The sequence below is a fragment of the Paenibacillus sp. JJ1683 genome (genome assembly GCF_053006485.1).
The window spans coordinates 1,212,380-1,229,318 of record NZ_CM129820.1 but is presented as its reverse complement, the minus strand read 5'-3'; the positions used below and the strand labels follow the sequence as shown (position 1 = coordinate 1,229,318).

General features: G+C 46.1%; 11 protein-coding genes. 4 read left to right on the top strand and 7 right to left on the bottom strand.

Translation table 11 applies throughout. The features are described 5' to 3' along the window. Nucleotides 1-121: 121 nt before the first annotated feature. From ACUC6J_RS05280 to melA, 3 genes are all read right to left on the bottom strand, one after another. On the bottom strand, nt 122-2,797 hold the full coding sequence (locus ACUC6J_RS05280; RefSeq protein ID WP_016821397.1) for a PAS domain S-box protein: 2,676 nt from the start codon (nt 2,795-2,797) through the stop codon (nt 122-124). 349 nt (nt 2,798-3,146) lie between these two features. Beyond that, entirely contained in the window at nt 3,147-5,300 is a 2,154-nt protein-coding gene (locus tag ACUC6J_RS05275; protein WP_113050941.1) for a glycoside hydrolase family 6 protein, read from the bottom strand. 587 nt (nt 5,301-5,887) lie between these two features. After that, nucleotides 5,888-7,402 carry an alpha-glucosidase/alpha-galactosidase gene (gene melA / locus ACUC6J_RS05270; RefSeq protein WP_113050942.1) on the bottom strand — a complete coding sequence of 505 codons (1,515 nt, stop codon included), beginning with the start codon at nt 7,400-7,402 and terminating at the stop codon, nt 5,888-5,890. A gap of 218 nt (nt 7,403-7,620) precedes the next feature. Here melA and ACUC6J_RS05265 point away from each other — a divergent pair, with 218 nt between their 5' ends. The 4 genes from ACUC6J_RS05265 (at nt 7,621) to ACUC6J_RS05250 (ending at nt 13,001) form a co-directional block, all read left to right on the top strand. Next, nucleotides 7,621-8,619, top strand: a complete 999-nt coding sequence (locus ACUC6J_RS05265) for a substrate-binding domain-containing protein (RefSeq protein WP_019686311.1) — start codon at nt 7,621-7,623, stop codon at nt 8,617-8,619. Beyond that, entirely contained in the window at nt 8,616-10,061 is a 1,446-nt protein-coding gene (locus ACUC6J_RS05260; protein ID WP_447249866.1) for a sensor histidine kinase, read from the top strand. Before ACUC6J_RS05265 ends, ACUC6J_RS05260 begins: the two co-directional genes overlap by 4 nt. Beyond that, on the top strand, nt 10,036-11,376 hold the full coding sequence (locus ACUC6J_RS05255) for an AraC family transcriptional regulator (RefSeq protein WP_447249865.1): 1,341 nt from the start codon (nt 10,036-10,038) through the stop codon (nt 11,374-11,376). The genes ACUC6J_RS05260 and ACUC6J_RS05255 overlap by 26 nt, the downstream gene beginning before the upstream one ends. 224 nt (nt 11,377-11,600) lie before the next feature. Further along, nucleotides 11,601-13,001, top strand: coding sequence for a sugar porter family MFS transporter (locus ACUC6J_RS05250; RefSeq protein WP_044786399.1), 1,401 nt, complete (start codon nt 11,601-11,603; stop codon nt 12,999-13,001). Nucleotides 13,002-13,107: 106 nt separating this feature from the next. On the opposite strand, the gene ACUC6J_RS05245 is transcribed toward ACUC6J_RS05250, so the two are convergent. The 4 genes from ACUC6J_RS05245 to ACUC6J_RS05230 form a co-directional block, all read right to left on the bottom strand. After that, nucleotides 13,108-14,019: an AraC family transcriptional regulator gene (locus ACUC6J_RS05245; protein ID WP_016821404.1), complete on the bottom strand. Its 912-nt coding sequence runs from the start codon at nt 14,017-14,019 to the stop codon at nt 13,108-13,110. Between the two features lie 109 nt (nt 14,020-14,128). Continuing rightward, complete coding sequence (locus ACUC6J_RS05240; RefSeq protein ID WP_354006039.1) at nt 14,129-14,785, bottom strand: TetR/AcrR family transcriptional regulator; 657 nt, start codon at nt 14,783-14,785, stop codon at nt 14,129-14,131. Continuing rightward, nucleotides 14,778-15,977 carry an MFS transporter gene (locus tag ACUC6J_RS05235; protein WP_290404630.1) on the bottom strand — a complete coding sequence of 400 codons (1,200 nt, stop codon included), beginning with the start codon at nt 15,975-15,977 and terminating at the stop codon, nt 14,778-14,780. The genes ACUC6J_RS05240 and ACUC6J_RS05235 overlap by 8 nt, the downstream gene beginning before the upstream one ends. A 110-nt stretch (nt 15,978-16,087) precedes the next feature. Beyond that, nucleotides 16,088-16,744 (bottom strand): DJ-1/PfpI family protein, encoded by a 657-nt coding sequence (locus ACUC6J_RS05230; RefSeq protein ID WP_031463013.1) that lies wholly within the window; start codon nt 16,742-16,744, stop codon nt 16,088-16,090. Nucleotides 16,745-16,939 lie beyond the last annotated feature (195 nt).

The following is a 16,939-nucleotide window of genomic DNA, read 5'->3' as shown; positions in this document are numbered from 1 at the left end:
TGTTCAACTGTTCTAACTGTACTATCATTAATAGTACAGTTAGAACAGTTTGTCAATCTTTTCTTTGGACATTTCTTACAAAAAATAGCCGCGATGCAGAATGCATCACGGCTATTTCTTTTTAGCCTTCCTTTGAATCATAAGGCTGATCACGGCTTATATTCGCAAGTGTGTGCCCTTCCGGCAGTTTTAGATCCAGTTGGAACCGGAATGTTGCTCCTCTGGCCTCGTCACTATCTACACCAATGGAACCCCCCATTAGCTTGACCAGGTTTTTGCAGATGGACAAGCCAAGACCTGTCCCTCCATATTTCCGGTTCAGTGCCGGATGAAGCTGGGAAAAAGGCTGAAACAACAAATGCTGACGGTCTGCCGGGATGCCGATTCCAGTATCCGTTACACTAAACTCAATCAGGCATTTCTTTTTACGGCGGCTGTAAGCCTTTCTCTCCACAAAAATATTTACACGCCCTCGCTCCGTAAATTTGATCGCATTGCTCACCAAGTTCACCAATATCTGTCGGATACGCACATGATCACCGACTAGCATCCCTGGCATTTCCTGATCTATATGCCATTCTAGCTGGATTCCTTTTTCCATAGCCTGCGTCATAAATAGGTCAGCTACACTGCCAACCACATCCTCCAGCACAAAAGACTCATGCAGCAACGACATTTTGCCAGCTTCGATTTTGCTCAAATCCAGTATCTCATTCAATATCTGCATCAAAGCGTTGCTACTGCTGGTAATAATATCGATATAGCTACGCTGCTCCTCATCTAATTCCGTGTCTGCCAGTAATCCTGCCATGCCTATAATGCCGTTCATCGGTGTACGAAGCTCATGACTCATCACAGACAGGAATTCTGACTTGGCTCGATCGGCGCGTTCGGCAGACTCCTTGGCCCGAATAATCTCCTTTTCATTCGTCCTGTCTACAAAAACCATCACCGCTCCTTTTCGTTCGCCGTTATCCATCAAAGGGCTGATTCGATAGGAGGCCAGAAAACTGGACCCGTCTTTTTTCCAAAATACAGCTTCCTCTGCCTGATAAGAAGCGCCGCTGCGAATCGCTTGGAGAATAGAAGCCTGCTCGTCCGGAAAATGGCTGCCTATTTCGTCAGCATGGCGAATGACGTCTATACATGAACCGTTCAGCGGGTTGGCTGATCCTATGCCGAACATCTCAACAGCTGCCGGGTTCATAAAGCGGACATGTCCTTCGGTATTCAAACCCACAATTCCTTCGGATACTGCATTCAAAATAAGCGAATGCTCGTTACTGAGCTTTTCAATCTGAGCAATGTAGTTTTTAAGAGGGGTAACATTCTCTATAATCCCGTAACAGCCTACAATTTCTTCTTGCACGAAAATCGGGATATTCGTCATCTTGATGAATAGACGCTCCCCCTCCTTATGTATGAATTCCGATTCATAGGTTTGTGTCTCCCCCTGTTTGGCCATTTCGATATGTCGTTTGATTTTGTCCTGTTCCTCAGAGGAAGCCATGACAAGTATTTCAGCTCCAAGAAGCTCATCCCTCGTATAACCCGTAAGCTTCTCCAAACTCGGATTCACGCTCAAAATATGACCTTCCATATTCATGGCGCATATCCCGAGTGGATTATGCTGAAATAGTGACTTATAACGGTTTTCACTTTCACGAAGACGTTGCTCGATTTCCCGGTGCTCTGTAACATCCTGTATCATCCCGACTACTTGAACAGGCTTGCCTGCATGCTCGTCCATCTCAGCTTCCCAGATCGAGCGCAGTACCTTCTGTTCCCCATTGGGCAATACAATCCGGTAAAAGGTTTCTTCGTGAATTCCCTTTAAGATCACGTTGTTGATAATTTGCTTCATCCGTTCCGTATCTTCGGGATGAACTGCCTTCATGAAAGCGTCAATACTTGTTTCAACCGGCTTGACACGATAGCCAAATATGCTGCGAAATTCCTTGGAAAAATGCATAACATTGTTGACCAGATCCCAGTCCCATGAGCCGAACATCGCCAACTGTTGAGCTTTTGCCAGGTTCTCCTCGCTCTTCTGGCGCTCTGTGATATTTCGTCCGATGGATAGAACTCGCTTGATCTTGCCCTGTTCATCCCGAATAATACGGTACGATACTTCCAGCCACAAATAATGCCCGTCCTTATGACGTACACGCCGCTTCATGATGCCTGTTTCCTTGAACATTCCATGTACACGCATGTAATCGGCATCTTCGATATGGTAAAATTGAAGCCGTTTTTTGCCGAGCATTTCCTGCTTCGTATAGCCAAGGAGTTTTTCCACCGAAGGAGAAATATATTGAAGTATGCCGTCTGCCGTGCTGTAAGAGATGACATCCGGCGTATTTTCGGTAATCAACATGTACAAATCCTCATTGTCCGAAAGCACCTGCTCCATGTCCTTTTTCTCCGTGACATCCATTGCATACGCAATCAAATAAGATTGTTCGGTAGCCTCATCATCAAATATGGTTAATTCCAGCGATAGCCAGACAGTTGTTCCCCGTTTATGCTTTAAACGCAGCTCTGTCTTGTAGACTTGATCCGTAGCCTTTAGCCAACCTGCATAGGCCTCCCTCAGCCCTTGCTGATCCTGAGCCTCATTATACAAGAGATGGTAATATCGGATATCCAGTAATTCCTCCTGCTCATATCCGACCATTTTGCAAAAGGCGGGATTGACATAAAGACACTTCCCCTCCCTCGACAAAATCACGATTCCTGTCGGGGCATGATTATACATATGTTCCAGCAAAGGCAGTCGTTGAGCAGCAGAAAACAAATGAATCTCCTCCTCTATATGAAAGACATTAAAACATGTATGCACAAAAGATTGCCGATGCAGGTTCATCGGCAATCTCTAGATTATTTTTTATACCACCCGGCTAAGAAAATGACGCAAAAATCGCTCAGCAGTGAGTTGCGATTGCCTTCTCTACCGAGATGTTGCCAAAAGTGGTTGTTGACCCCCACAGTAGATTAGTATTCTTTCTTCATTATACACAATTTGAATGCTTATTCCCTTGGTCATCGAATTCTTTATTTGAAGACGTTAAAAAAGGCTACAGCAGTTGTGCCGCAGCCCTTTTTCAACAATTATCAGTTATTCAAGTGTATATATTCACCTATTCCTAAGGCTCAATTCCCCATACCAGCTTATCGTTGTGGAACAATGTTACTTTGTTCCATTCAGCATAAGAGGTTTTGGTTGGATCGAAGGAGTAGTCATTGGATTCGTTCAGATTAGACCAGTCGCTATTGTTCATGCGGATCTGAATATCACCTGTTTGCGCCCCAGCAGCAAGCGTGCCGGCAGCAGCACTGAATCCAATTTCAATATAGTTGTCTTTAATGGTACGCAGCACGTTATCATTACCTACTTGCGCCCAGTCTACCGCAGATTGCAGCTCTTGGCTGCCATCTTTCGTGAAGTAATAGCGGATTTTAAGCTCGCTCAACTTCACTGGTGTTGTCCCTTTATTTTTGAGGTTAAAGAAAGGCTTGGCAGCGTTATTCGCTGGATCCGTGTCCCCAGCACGATACATTACAACCAGATCACCTGTTGGATCTGTAGGATTCGTTGGATCTGTCGGTGTACCTTTTGGCTCAGCGCTTACCGTTGCGGAATCCTTACTTGTTCCTTTCGCATTCGTAGCACTTACAACATAGAAGTAAGTTGTTCCGTTCGTCAGTCCCTTATCCGTGTACTCTCTTTCCGTTACAAGAGGCGCAACGGCTGTAAAAGGACCTGCTTCGCTAGTCGCGCGTTTTACCGTGTAACTCTCGGCACCAGTAGACGCATTCCAAGTCAGCGTTACTTGAGCATTGCCCACAACAGCCTTTAAGCCTGACGGTACAGCTGGAGCAGTAGGCGCTGGGTCTACACCACCAGTGGAAGGCACGATTGCAGGGTACGCATTTTGTACCAGCATTACAAACTGATCATGGAACCATGCTCCTGAAATAGGTGCATTCGGCAAAGCATCTGTTAATGTGCCATCCTTGGTTGTATAGGTAGGATCACACATACGGTCAAAGCCTTTACCCTCATCGTTCGGGATGAGTGAGCTGGAACCATCGGAATCCCCTGGAGGTTTCGCCCAGACATAGGCATCGATATGACCAGCTGGAGCCGTTTGTGGCGGCGTTCCCATACCTGCTCCGCTGTTATTACACCAGTTACCACGGTGTGAGCGTTTGTCTACACGACCGGAGTTTACATAGGAGTTAATATCATTGCCGACTGCGGAAGTCGGACGGTTAGGTCCTCCCCATCCATTACGGCCTGTATCAATTAACATACCGAGTGAGCTCGGCCAGCCTGCGCTGACAAAATCTCTATGCAAGGACTCTGCGAAATCCGATTCATCGAAATTAGGATTCCATTCGTAGTACTTGGACGATTTGATCGGCTGCCCACCGATATTCAGGTTTGGATCAGGCAAATTAGGTTCTGTCAGCGGTGAAGTATTGGCTGTATTCGTGATAAAGCCATCTACACTGGACAGACCTTTGCTCGTGTCTTTGAAAATAGTTGTAAACAGGGATACCGTTGCTGAACGGTTGTTATCCCAGCCTAACCAACCAGAGTGACCGATATCTACGTATTTGTACACGTTAGGAATCTCGTTCAGCTTATTCATTGTGTATTTAACACCAGCTTCGTAAATCCCTGTGGACTTGGCTTGCGCACATTTCGGATCATCCAGATTGGTTACCAGATTTGGCAAGCTATCCGGTTCAATGATCGCAATGATACGAATATCCTTATATTTGGGATTTGCAAAAATAGAAGCTATTTTGTCAATATAATCCTTTTTATAAGTTTCCAGACCTGCCTGGGTCAGCGGCAATTCACCATTGGAAGCCAAGGCATGACAATCCCGTCCGGGCAGATCATACACAATGAACTCCGCCGTAATCGGTGTGTTGCCTTTCTTTTGCGCCAATACTTGGTCTAAATGTGCCTCCAAGCCAAGCTTGCCTCCACCGCCGTTAATAGCGGCGATACGATCAAGCCAAACGGCTGTCGGGAATGTTTTGACCGTTTGCATTTTTGCCTTCAGATTCGCATCCGTAACCTTGGCAATCGATGTGTCGACACTAGCCGCATAATCAGGGCTAACGTATTTTGTCGCCCCTTGGTAAGGATTATCGACATGGGATTCTGCATGTATTTTATCCGTAAATCCTGCACCTGGTAGAAAGCTGCTTGCGACGAGTGATAGCGCAAAAGCATACTTCATTCCTTTACGAAGCACTTGCTTTGTTTTCAATTGCTTCACCTATCTTTCCGTAGATTTTGTTGAATCTTCCTATGTCGGCACCTGATTGTTATATGATTAAATGTGTGTTACGCCTACTCTCTCCCTAGAAAAAGTAGCGTTCATAGTTGCGAAAGGTAAGCGCTTTCTATTTGTTCATGCGCTCACATTTTTCCCCTTTTTGTCACCTCCTATGTTAGATTATAGTGAGCTGGAAATCTGCTGTAAATTGAATAAATTAAGGACTACAATTATTAATTCGGCATATGAATTGCCACACCGACGGTTCGGCATGGTCTCTCTTTTTTTGAGATTGGTTCTATCATTTGTTGAACTTCCCTGCTATGACAAGCCCTCAGGAGATTCAGAGTCGACAGTAAAAGTGTGGATTCATAAAAAACAAGACTGTATTCTTTAATTTCCGTCAGCCCAAATCGACAAGGATAAACTTTAGGCTGCTATCTACGCCAATCGTTAACCTATCGACAGCAAAAAAAGGATGTTTCAGGCCTACGACCATGAAAACACCCTTTTATTGTTGTTCAATCCCCCTCTGCTCATTAGCAGGTCCATGGAATGAGCGTTACTGCAATTGTACCAAATAGTTGTTACGCATTGCTGTTCTGTACTTTTTCGCGATCCTTGCCTTTGTCAGATTGTCCTGCGTTTTTATTGGCAGCATCCCGATCCAGCTGCATTTCTTCAACTGTCTTCACCTTAAGCCGTGCTGCTCCCTCATAAGATTGGGTTGGAATCAGATCGCCTGCAGCCAAACGTTGGCGAGCTTCGGCAATCGCTGCCCCGTATTGCGGCAACCATGCTTCCTGTGCCACTAGCATCTCATCGACCATCTGCCAAATTTCTTTCGGGTTACACACCGCGCCCACTAACGGGTCCATCATAAACGCTTGGCGCAGCAGCTTATCGTCTCCATGTACAGCCGCTTCAACAGCCAAACGCTGAACGGAAATACTAACATTGCACACGGCAGCAGGACCCAGCGGCAGTTCTCCAACTTGCGGCATAGAAATACCGTTCCGATCCACATATCCAGGAGCTTCAATAATCGCATCGTCCGGCAAGTTGGAAATTACACCGTTATTCACGACATTAAAGTGCCCCCGGTACACACGCCCGGTTTCCAGGCTTTCAATAATGTATGAGCCGTGCTCTTCACCTCGATGCTCTGCCTTGTACTCCAGTGGATCTTCCTTCATCCAGTTAGGGAAATCTGTTTCAAACCAGTTACGTCCTTCCGTACATACACGCAAATAGCCGCCTGTTTCTCCGTTGATCCAGTTGCCCAGATCAATCCAGTCCAGAATTTCATTCGGACGCTTCCGATACCAAGGCACATATTCACTGAGATGACCATTCGACTCTGTGCTGTAATAGCCAAAACGACGAAGCATATCGATGCGTACCTTTTCGGTGCGGCTAAATTCAGGATGTTGTTCAAAAGCTTCCAGCAGTCCGGCTGTCAGATCCTTACCCTTATGCGAGGCCTGAATGTACCATGTTTGGTGATTGATTCCGGCGCATACAATGTCCACATCCTGCTTCTCCAGACCGTACGCCTCGGCAATTTGGTGATGCCCATTCTGGACGCCGTGACATAGACCAACCGTACGCACGCCACCGTACTTGTTGCAGGCCCAGGTCATCATCGCCATTGGGTTCGAGTAGTTCAGCAGCAGCACATCCGGTGCACTTAACTCACGGATATCTTTGCAAATCTCCAGCATTTCAGCGATACCACGCTGGCCATACATGATGCCTCCTGCACATAATGTATCGCCCACGCATTGATCCACACCGTATTTTAGCGGAATATCCACATCGGTCGCAAAGGCTTCCAGACCGCCGACACGGATTGTACAAATGACGTATTTGGCATCCTTTAGAGCTACCTTTCGATCCGTAGAGGACTGTATTTGTATGGACAACCCATTCTCACGAATATCCCTCTGACACAGTTCAGTAACCATATCCAGATTGTGCTGACTGATGTCCGTAAAAGCCACTTCAATATCGTTAAACTCCGGTACTGATAACAGATCTCGCAAAATTCCACGGGTAAAACCGATGCTTCCTGCTCCAATAAAAGCTACTTTAAATGACACGGCATTCAACCTCCGGTAATTAGAATTGTAATATACCGTCATTGTAGCAATATGCCTGTAGAAAGAGTTATCAAAATCATGACCAGATTCAAACTTAGGTGTCAAAAATCCTAACTTTCGCATCAACAGATGCTACTTGCCGTTGACGAAGCTGCGTGTGCTTCTCTTGTTTACTGTATAATGAGTTGTGTCTCTAAATATTCCCAAAGGAGCAAGACATGTCAAACCGTAAATGGACATTTATCCTTATTCCCGTCTTCCTGCTATTTGCCTGGCTGTTGTTTCAGTTCACTCTGTCTTCTCTTCAAATTCACCAATTTGCAGAACAATTGAAGACGGTTTCACCAAACGACGGGGGTTCCGATACAAAAGTGGTATTGATATCACAAGAGCTGGACAATTATTATTGGCGGTCCATTGAACAAGGAGCTCGAAAGGAAGCGGAGCAGTACGGTATGAGGCTCGATTATATCGGACCGGACCGCATTAATCCGTCCGAGCAGATCAAACTGCTGGATAAAGCGATCGCCGCCAAGGCAGATGCGATTCTGGTTCAAGGGATAAATGATCCAGAGTATCGACGATTAATCAACAAGGCTGCCGCACTTGGCATACCTGTCATCACGATCGATACGGATGAGCCGGACTCCCGAAGGCTGGCTTACGTCGGAACGGATAACGAAGGAGCAGGAAAACAGATGGGCATGCTGTTGGCGAAGGCCTCTGGGGAGCATGGCGATATTGGAGTTATGATCAGCAGCGAGCGCGTCGAGAATCAGCGGCTCAGACTTGCGGGATTTCGTTCTGTGATCAGCCGCTATCCCAAGCTCCGCATTGTGGAGATTCGCTCCTCCAACATTTCACGGCTTCAGGCAGCCCAGCAAGCTCAGAACATGCTCACCCATTATCCGCAGATTCACTACATGGTCGGATTCAGTGCGCTGGACGGCCTTGGCATTCTGGAAGCCTCGGAGCGGCGCGGCGTGCGGAATTTGCAGATTTTCGCTTTTGACGATATGGCCGAGACGTTGAAAGCTATCAAACATCGCAAAATCGAGCTCACCCTTGTTCAACAGCCAATGGAAATGGGGGCTAAGGCTATAAAATTGCTGAATGATTATCTAAAGGGACATGATCCCCAGGAATTAACATACACCAGGGTATATGAAGTGCATGCGGACACTCCTGACAACATGTCTGGAGATGACAGACGATGACGATCAGAACGAAGTTGCTTCTGTTCATCCCTCTTCTAGTTGTGTTCGCCAATATCATCGCTTACTTTGTATTCCAAAGCGGGAAGGTCGTCCAACAGAGCTACGATGAAATGCTTGGCCGCATTCTTCTCATCGAACAAACCTCCGAATCGGCGGAGAGTAACTTAAATCTCCTCTACACCTATCTGCTCAATCCAAGAGACGATACGGGTGTGCAGGGCCCGACGGAATACCAATTGAAACAGCTGAAATGCAGAATCCAGGAAGTCTCTGACTCGACCGATCCTTCTTTTGCCGAGGAGGACTACATGAATCTGTTAGCCACCTTTCTTGAACAGAAGCAAGCTGCAGTTCTGGATGCAAAGGCACAAGATCCTCAATCGGCTTTTGAGCATTACATTGAAGCGGAGAAAACCGTCGGCTATATTCATGAGGAGGGCCAGCGACTGATCGATGCTGAACTGGCTTATTACCGGCCGCTCATCGAGAACATTCGGAACAAGAATGAGCAAATGAACGGATTGGGAGTGGCGTTGTTCGGCATGAACGCGCTGATGGGGGTTTTGCTTGCCATCTGGGTCTCGCGCAGCATTACGGGCCCTGTCGGCAGACTGGTCGGACTGGCGAAGCGAATCGCCACAGGTGATCTGAATATCGAGCCCCAACCGCGGCGAGATGACGAGCTAGGCGTATTGGCAGACGCCATTTTGCAAATGTCCGCTGATTTGAGCATCCTTATCGAAAAGGATAAACAGAGTCTGGAAATGCGGCGGCTTGTGAAAGAGCTAGAGCTTCTGGCCCTGCAAAATCAAATTAACCCGCACTTTTTGTTCAATACCTTAAATGTGCTCTCCAAACTGGCGATCCTGGAAGGGGCGGAGAAGACCAGCGACCTGATCGTTTCGCTGTCCAATCTACTACGGTACAGTCTGCAAAAGCTGGACAAACCTGTAACGCTCCAGGAGGAACTGGATCATATAAGCGAATACGTAACCATCCAACAGGCGCGTTTCCGGGACAGAATTCGCTTTGATCTTCACTTTGACGCTTCCGTACTTCAGCAGCAAATTCCGGCCTTGACGATTCAGCCATTTATTGAAAACGCCTTTCTTCATGGTGTAGCTGATATGGAAAACGGAGCCATTATCACATTGACGCTGTCGAGAGCGGGCGAGGACGTGCAAATTGAAATTTCAGACAACGGAAAGGGTATGACGGAGGAAACCCGACTGTCCGTGCTCCGTTTAGAAGGTGGAGCTGAAAGCAGTAGTTCAACAGGACTTGGAATGCAAAACGTGTTTAGGCGGCTGCAATTGTTCTACGAAAAGGAAGGAATGGTTGAAATCCGAAGCCATATCGGATTAGGTACTACCATAACAATACGAATTCCAGTCAAGAAGGAGAGTGAGCAGACGAATGTATCGGTTGTTGATCGCGGATGACGAAGCTTTGGAGAGGGAAGGACTGGAATTGATAGTGGAACGGGCAATGCCGGGGGTATTTCGGTTTATTCATGCCGACAACGGCCGCATGGCGATCGAATGTGCGGAAGAGCACCGGCCTCATATTGCCATTCTGGATATTAATATGCCCGGAATTGACGGGCTTGGGGCGCTTCGTGAATTAAAGGAGCGTCTTCCTGATATCCGTTTCGTGCTCGTCACCGCCTATGATTATTTTGCTTATGCACGTGAGGCGCTCTCTTTGGGCGTAAAAGAATACATTCTGAAGCCAGCGAAGCGAGAACTAATCATCAGTACACTGAAACGACTGATTGAAGAAATTGAATGCGAGAAGCGAGCACGCACGGAAGAATTGGAGCTTAGGCACAAAATCTCACAGCTGATGCCGCTCGCAGAAAATGAGCTGGCTTTAATGCTTATGGTCGACCAGACGGTGGATTCGAGCGCTTCTCAACTGTCGGAATGGCTGGACTTTCCTCTTGATCAGGGAAGCGCCATCATTGCTGCCTTTGAAGGATATGCAGACGAGCAGGACAAAAAGAAAATTTACGATCATTTCCGAAGCTATGTAAAAACACATGGCCCCAATTCCATTGTGAGCTCCCTGATCGACCATCATGTGGCCACTTTTTTACAAAAGCCGCCTGCCACCAGCGAAAACGACTGGCAACAGCGGATTAAGCATCTTGTTCAACAGCTCTCCGAGCTGGCCCAGCAGCAATTTGGCATAAAGACAGCTATTGGAATCGGCTCGCTGCATAGCGGCGAGGAAGGACTTCGCAAGTCCTATTTCGAAGCCGTTTTTGCCTCCACCCTACGCAAGCGCGATGGAGGTTACTGCCACTTTGATGAACTGAAGTCGTCAGAGGCTGGAAACTCCTCTGTGCTTGCCGTCAAAGAGGAGAATGGAATGCTTCAGCAGACGTACGTCATGTCAGCATTACAACGGATACGCGAACAGCGGGAGGTTCAAACACTGACTATGCTGGGCAGAGCAAAGATGTATATCGAGGAACGGTTCAACGATGACCTTTCACTGGAAGAAGTGGCTGATTTCGTCCACTTGAATCCTCACTACTTCAGTAAAATTTTCAAACAGGAATATGGAGAAACGTTCATCGACTTCGTAACCAGGTTAAGGATTGATAAAGCTATTTCTTTGATTAAGGAGGGCAACCTTGCCCTGAAGGAAATCAGCTTTGAAGTGGGTTATAAGGACCCAAACTATTTTAGCCGTGTCTTTAAGAAGATAACGGGCGTTCCTCCCACGGAGTTCAAAGGTCAAAAATCGTAGAGCTTCGTCCATGCCGACCATCGGCATGGATTTTTTTAAGCTCGAATGACAAGGTAATGCTAGATTTAGCCCCTCCGTCTCCAATTCGGGAAGCGAAGCCAAAATCGTGCGTGAAAAGGTCCGTTTATTGAAGACGATCACCGGCCTTTCTTTTATAAGCGCATGTTATACTTCTCCTCGAAGAACGGAATGAGGTTCTAGGAATCTGGAGGGGAGATGATCATATGGGAGTAATCATCCATAATGAAAGCGCTCAACAGAAAGCGCTTCAATCAGAAAAACCCAATATGCTTTTTGTGACGTTGGTATCCATCGTAGCTGCGCTTGGAGGCATACTGTTCGGTTTTGATATCGCGGTAGTTTCGGGAGCAGTTGAATTCCTACAGCAGCGTTTTTCGCTGAGCGAATTTCAGGTCGGTTGGGCAGTGTCGAGTCTGATTGTAGGGAGCATCACGGGTGCGGCTCTCTCCGGCTACATGAGTGAAAGGATCGGCAGAAAAAAGGTATTGCTGGCCGCCGGATTTTTATTTGTCGTCGGCTCGATCTGCTCTGCAATTCAAGATACGTTCACCGGGTATGTTATCTTTCGTATGATCGGCGGCGTCGGCATAGGAATCACTTCCACCATTTGTCCGGTGTATAACGCGGAGATCGCTCCCGCCAAATACCGTGGCCGTTTGGTTGCTTTAAATCAGCTGGCGATCGTAACGGGTATTTTCCTCGTTTATTTTCAGAATTCGTGGATCGTCAGCCTGGGGGATGAAGCCTGGGGTGTCTCAACAGCCTGGCGCTGGATGTTCGGAGTGGGAGCTGTTCCGGGACTGATCTTTATGCTCCTGATGCTCTTCATACCCGAAAGCCCGAGATGGCTTATCAAAAAGAATCGGCCTTATGAAGCGCTGCCAATTCTGCTGAAAATTCACGGTGAAGAAGCCGCTAAACAGGAAGTACTTGATATCAAGGAATCGTTCAAAAATGAGAATGACTCATTGAAACAATTGTTCGCTCCCGGTATTCGGGTCGCTCTCTTTATCGGTATCATGCTCGCCATTATGCAGCATATTACCGGCATCAATGCCATTTTGTATTATGCACCGGTCATCTTTAAAGGAATGGGGCTCGGTACGGACGCTTCTTTGACCCAGACCATCTGGATCGGGTTGATCAATGTGTTGTTTACCATCGTATCCGTATGGCTGATCGACAAAGCGGGACGAAAAGTTCTACTAATGATCGGTACCTCGCTGATGACCCTCTGCTTGATCATTATTGGAGCCGCATTCAAAATGGGTCTAACCACTGGACCGCTCGTGCTCATCATGATATTGATCTACGTGGCCTCCTACGCTATATCACTTGGGCCAATCGTATGGGTCATGATCTCGGAGATCTTTCCGAACCGCATTCGCGGCAAAGCTGTCGCCATTGCTTCGATGGCATTATGGGCCGGCGATTATCTGGTCTCCCAGGCATTCCCCCCTCTGCTGAGTTCAGCTGGTCCGTCCAATACCTTCTGGATATTCGGAGCCATCTCGCTGTTCGTCGTAGTCTTTATATGGCGTAAAGTTCCCGAAACCAAGGGGAGATCACTTGAACAGATGGAAAATATGTGGCTCGAAAAATGATCCAAACTTTAGCTCTCAAGAAGCCTGATACGTTTTATAATGCTTGAAATCACACGACCTCTGAATTCATACCGACCTAAATCGGTAATGGTTCAGAGGTTTTTTTTTAGCTTCCACCCTCCTCCGCATAATTCCTCACATCACGCTCGACGGCGGTGCGGTATTCAACAGGAGTTTTGCCTGTGTGCTTTTTAAACAACATGTGGAAATACTGTCTGCTGGCGACGCCAACATAATCGGCAATTTCCTGAATGGGAATGTCCGTTTGCTGAAGCAGCATACAGGCCTTGTCCATTCGCAGCATCGTTAAATACGCGGTAAGCGTTAGCCCCGTATGTTTTTTGAAAATTCGATGCAAATACCCTGGGTGCAGATTGACGGCTGCGGCCATGTCCTTGACTGCAATATCCCGGTCATAGTTCAGATGGAGAAATTCAATGCATCGCTTGACGTACATATCCGTTTGCTGCGTATTGCTGCGCTCTGCCTCTTCCCGTAAACGTGCAATTCGTACAAGCAATTGCATAAAAAGCATTTCTGCCATGGCACCCGGCTGTTCTTTACGTTGATCCAGCTCCAGCACAAGACTTTTGAGCGCATAATATACCTCTTCCGGGTCTGATAGCACCAAATACGGGAATGGTCGCGACATAAAGGCCGTGACCTCCTGCTCCTCCGCTGCTATTTGTTGGATAGATGGTCCTACCCTCACCCCTTCCTTAAAACCAAACTCTACATTCAGCATCCGGCACGGTTGTTCTCCTTCCACCACCAACCGATGTGGGACGCCTGCATCCAGCATAATAAACTCGCCTTTGCGCAGCGTAATGCTTTCTTCCGTATTCTTTCCGGTTTGTACATCTATCCTGCACAAGCCAGAAATCATATACATAATTTCAGTGGAATGATGATCGTGGTAAGACATCGTATAGTCACGCCATTGCTTGTAATAGTAAGCAAAAAAACGGGGAATATAATCCCCGTCCCGCAGTCCTGGCTCAAACAGACTTCCGTTCATCCCCGCACCTCCGCAAAATAAATCAGGCTAATATGGCAACGTATATGTACCCGTTCTATTTTCACAGTTTAGCAGACTGAGCCTTGTTGTTCTATGGCGTCCACCTGTCTTAAATAGAGGATTCATCACTTTCTGAACTTAGATACTGAACCAGCATCCCTACAAATCGGTTAGCAATGTTTATATCCTGAATTTTGTTATTCGATTCGTCATTGGAAGTTAGACTCATTTTTAGGAGTAAACCCATCATAGAGGTAAAGACAAAATGAGCAGTCTGTAAAGGTTCAGCATCCGACTTTAAGGATCCATCTTGGATTCCAGCTTCCAGAGCATCTATCAGGAAATGTCGTTCCTTTCCTTGGCTAACAAAATGTTTATATCGTTCTTTGAGTTCTTCATTTGAATCATAAGCTTCGTAATGCAGGTCGAATAACAGAATAAACTTGATGAAATCTGGATGTTGCCAAGCATAATCAATCCATGCATCAAGCATCGAAGTAAGCATCTGCTTACCATTCATTTCGGCTGTAGGTGCTCTTCTAACAAATTCAGTCATGCTTTCAAGGATCTCCATTTGGACCTCAAAAACTATTTCATTCATGGACTGAAAATGCTTATAGAATGTAACCCGGCTTACACCAGCCACATGGCATACATCCTTAATATTCACTTTGAGAAAGCTCTGCTTCATAAAAAGTTCCTTCGCAGCCGCAATGAGTTCTTCCCGATTTTTGTTTTTCAAGTTCTGGTGCCAGTTCTCAGTCATTAGCAACCATCCGTTTCTCATTTTTTGATGTTTGAAAGGTTAAGAAAAGGGCAGATGCAAGGATTAGTGCACCAAAAATATAAGGAATATGAATGTTTTTGTCAAACAACAAACCCGCTAAAATAGGCCCCAATATACTGCCTAGGCTGGTATACGTCGTATTCAGTCCGGCAGCATATCCTTGACGATCTCCAGCCGAGTTGGCAATCATTGTACTTACTGTGGGCCTTAAGAAGGCGTTAAAAGCAAAGAACAGAGCCGATACCACCAGCAGATAACCTAAATTGATCTTAATAAGCATGAACAGTAAAGCAGTGGCTGTCATGATCAAAGAGAGGCGTATAAGCTTCATCTCGCCAAGTCTCTTGATGAGGTAATCAAGCAGCCATACCTGCACCACGATGCCTATTATGGCACCAACCGTAATGATCATTGAGATTTTAGTGGCATCAAAACCGTATTTTCGTTCCACAAAAAGAGCATACACCGTTTCGTAATTCATCAAGCCTAATGTCATGATCAATATAAGGAGGAGATAACGAAAATAGGACGTCCGAAATGAATTCAGAATTTGCTTTCGAATCGGCTCCCTACGGACCCGTTGGCCAACAGGTTTTCGTTGTTCCTTGGGCAGTGTCTCTGGCATATACAAGCTAAGCAGCGTTGCTACAAGTCCAAGCCCACCAGCAAAAAAATAAGGCACCCTAATGCCCAACTCAGCGATCATACCGCCTAACCCCGGACCAAGCACCATCCCCAAATTCATGGAAGCACCCAAGTACCCCATTCCTTTAGCGCGAGTTTCAGGAGTGGTAATATCAGCGACATAGGCCATATTGGAAGGAACCATTAATCCAATACCTATCCCTCCAATAAACCGAGCAATATATAGAAGGGGCAATGTCGTAGATACAGCAAACATGAGATCCGAAATGACGGTTAAAAACAGACCGGTGATGATCATTGATTTACGCCCGTATCTATCCGAAAGTTGCCCACCCAGAGGTGAAAAAATAAACTGTGCTGCTCCAAAAGCGGCAATAAGATACCCCGCAGCAGCTCCTGCCGCATTAAATTGTTTCAAATATTCAGGCAGAATGGGAATCACCATGCCTTGACCCAATAAAGCAATAAACAGATTCAGCATCAAAATGAAAAGCGGAAATGTAGCAGACTTAGGTAAGCTGCTCATGTTTGTAACCCCCTCCAATGGTTTACACTCTGTAATCTTTTACTATGTGTAAACCATATTAGTTGAATTAGGGGGCTTTGTAAATAAAAATACAGAACCTAATGCAGGACTTACACATAAGGCTCCCGTTTTGCAAACTCTTGCAGCATACCTCTTATTTGTTCTACCAATATAGCAGGTGCTTTCTGGGGTGAACCCGTGTCAAACGGAGGCTGAGGATCATATTCCAAAATCAATTGGACTCCCTTACTCATATCTTCTCCCAGTTCCCATGCGATGAGCTGGAGTGCCATGTCAATACCAGAGGAGACACCAGCTGCTGTAACGATTTTGCCCTGACGGACCACTCTCTCATCTGTTGGAATGGCTCCAAGAGATTGGAGCAGGTCTAAGGAACCCCAATGACTTGTGGCTATGGTTCCATTTAACAAGCCTGCGGCGCTTAAAATCAGAGAGCCATTACAAACCGATGTGGTCCATTTTGTAGTTTCATGTATTTGGCGAATCCAATTTAATGTTTCTTCGTCATTCATTGGAGTTTTATAATTTGGCGGACTGCAACCTGGAATAACAAGAATGTCAGCTGAAGGTACTTCAGAAAAACTATAATCGGCATGCAAATAGCCCATGTTTGAGTCCAGTTTGACTAACCCTTTTTTCTTAGCGACAAACTTCACTTCACATTTCAGTGTAGCAGCAAATACATCATATGGACCTATGGCATCTAATGCTGTGATTCCATCGAAAAGCATGATGGCGACTTTCATGAGGATCTCTCTCCTTTGAGGCGAAATTTTATTGTTGCACGCCCATGTTAACATACATATACGGGGTATGGGTATACTAATTAAATGTGAAATCAGTAAGTATCTCAATTTCAAACGTCTCTGATCACAAATACGGATTGTGCAATATCTATGTAAAGTCTTTAATTATACATACCTATAAAAAGGCATACTTAA

Excerpts from the sequence above, each read along its gene's own strand:
- ACUC6J_RS05260 (WP_447249866.1), top strand. The coding sequence starts at position 8,616 with ATGACGATCAGAACGAAGTTGCTTCTGTTCATCCCTCTTCTAGTTGTG.
- ACUC6J_RS05265 (WP_019686311.1), top strand. The coding sequence starts at position 7,621 with ATGTCAAACCGTAAATGGACATTTATCCTTATTCCCGTCTTCCTGCTA.
- ACUC6J_RS05235 (WP_290404630.1), bottom strand. The coding sequence starts at position 15,977 with ATGAGCAGCTTACCTAAGTCTGCTACATTTCCGCTTTTCATTTTGATG.
- ACUC6J_RS05255 (WP_447249865.1), top strand. The coding sequence starts at position 10,036 with ATGTATCGGTTGTTGATCGCGGATGACGAAGCTTTGGAGAGGGAAGGA.
- ACUC6J_RS05230 (WP_031463013.1), bottom strand. The coding sequence starts at position 16,744 with ATGAAAGTCGCCATCATGCTTTTCGATGGAATCACAGCATTAGATGCC.
- ACUC6J_RS05245 (WP_016821404.1), bottom strand. The coding sequence starts at position 14,019 with ATGAACGGAAGTCTGTTTGAGCCAGGACTGCGGGACGGGGATTATATT.
- ACUC6J_RS05240 (WP_354006039.1), bottom strand. The coding sequence starts at position 14,785 with ATGACTGAGAACTGGCACCAGAACTTGAAAAACAAAAATCGGGAAGAA.
- ACUC6J_RS05250 (WP_044786399.1), top strand. The coding sequence starts at position 11,601 with ATGGGAGTAATCATCCATAATGAAAGCGCTCAACAGAAAGCGCTTCAA.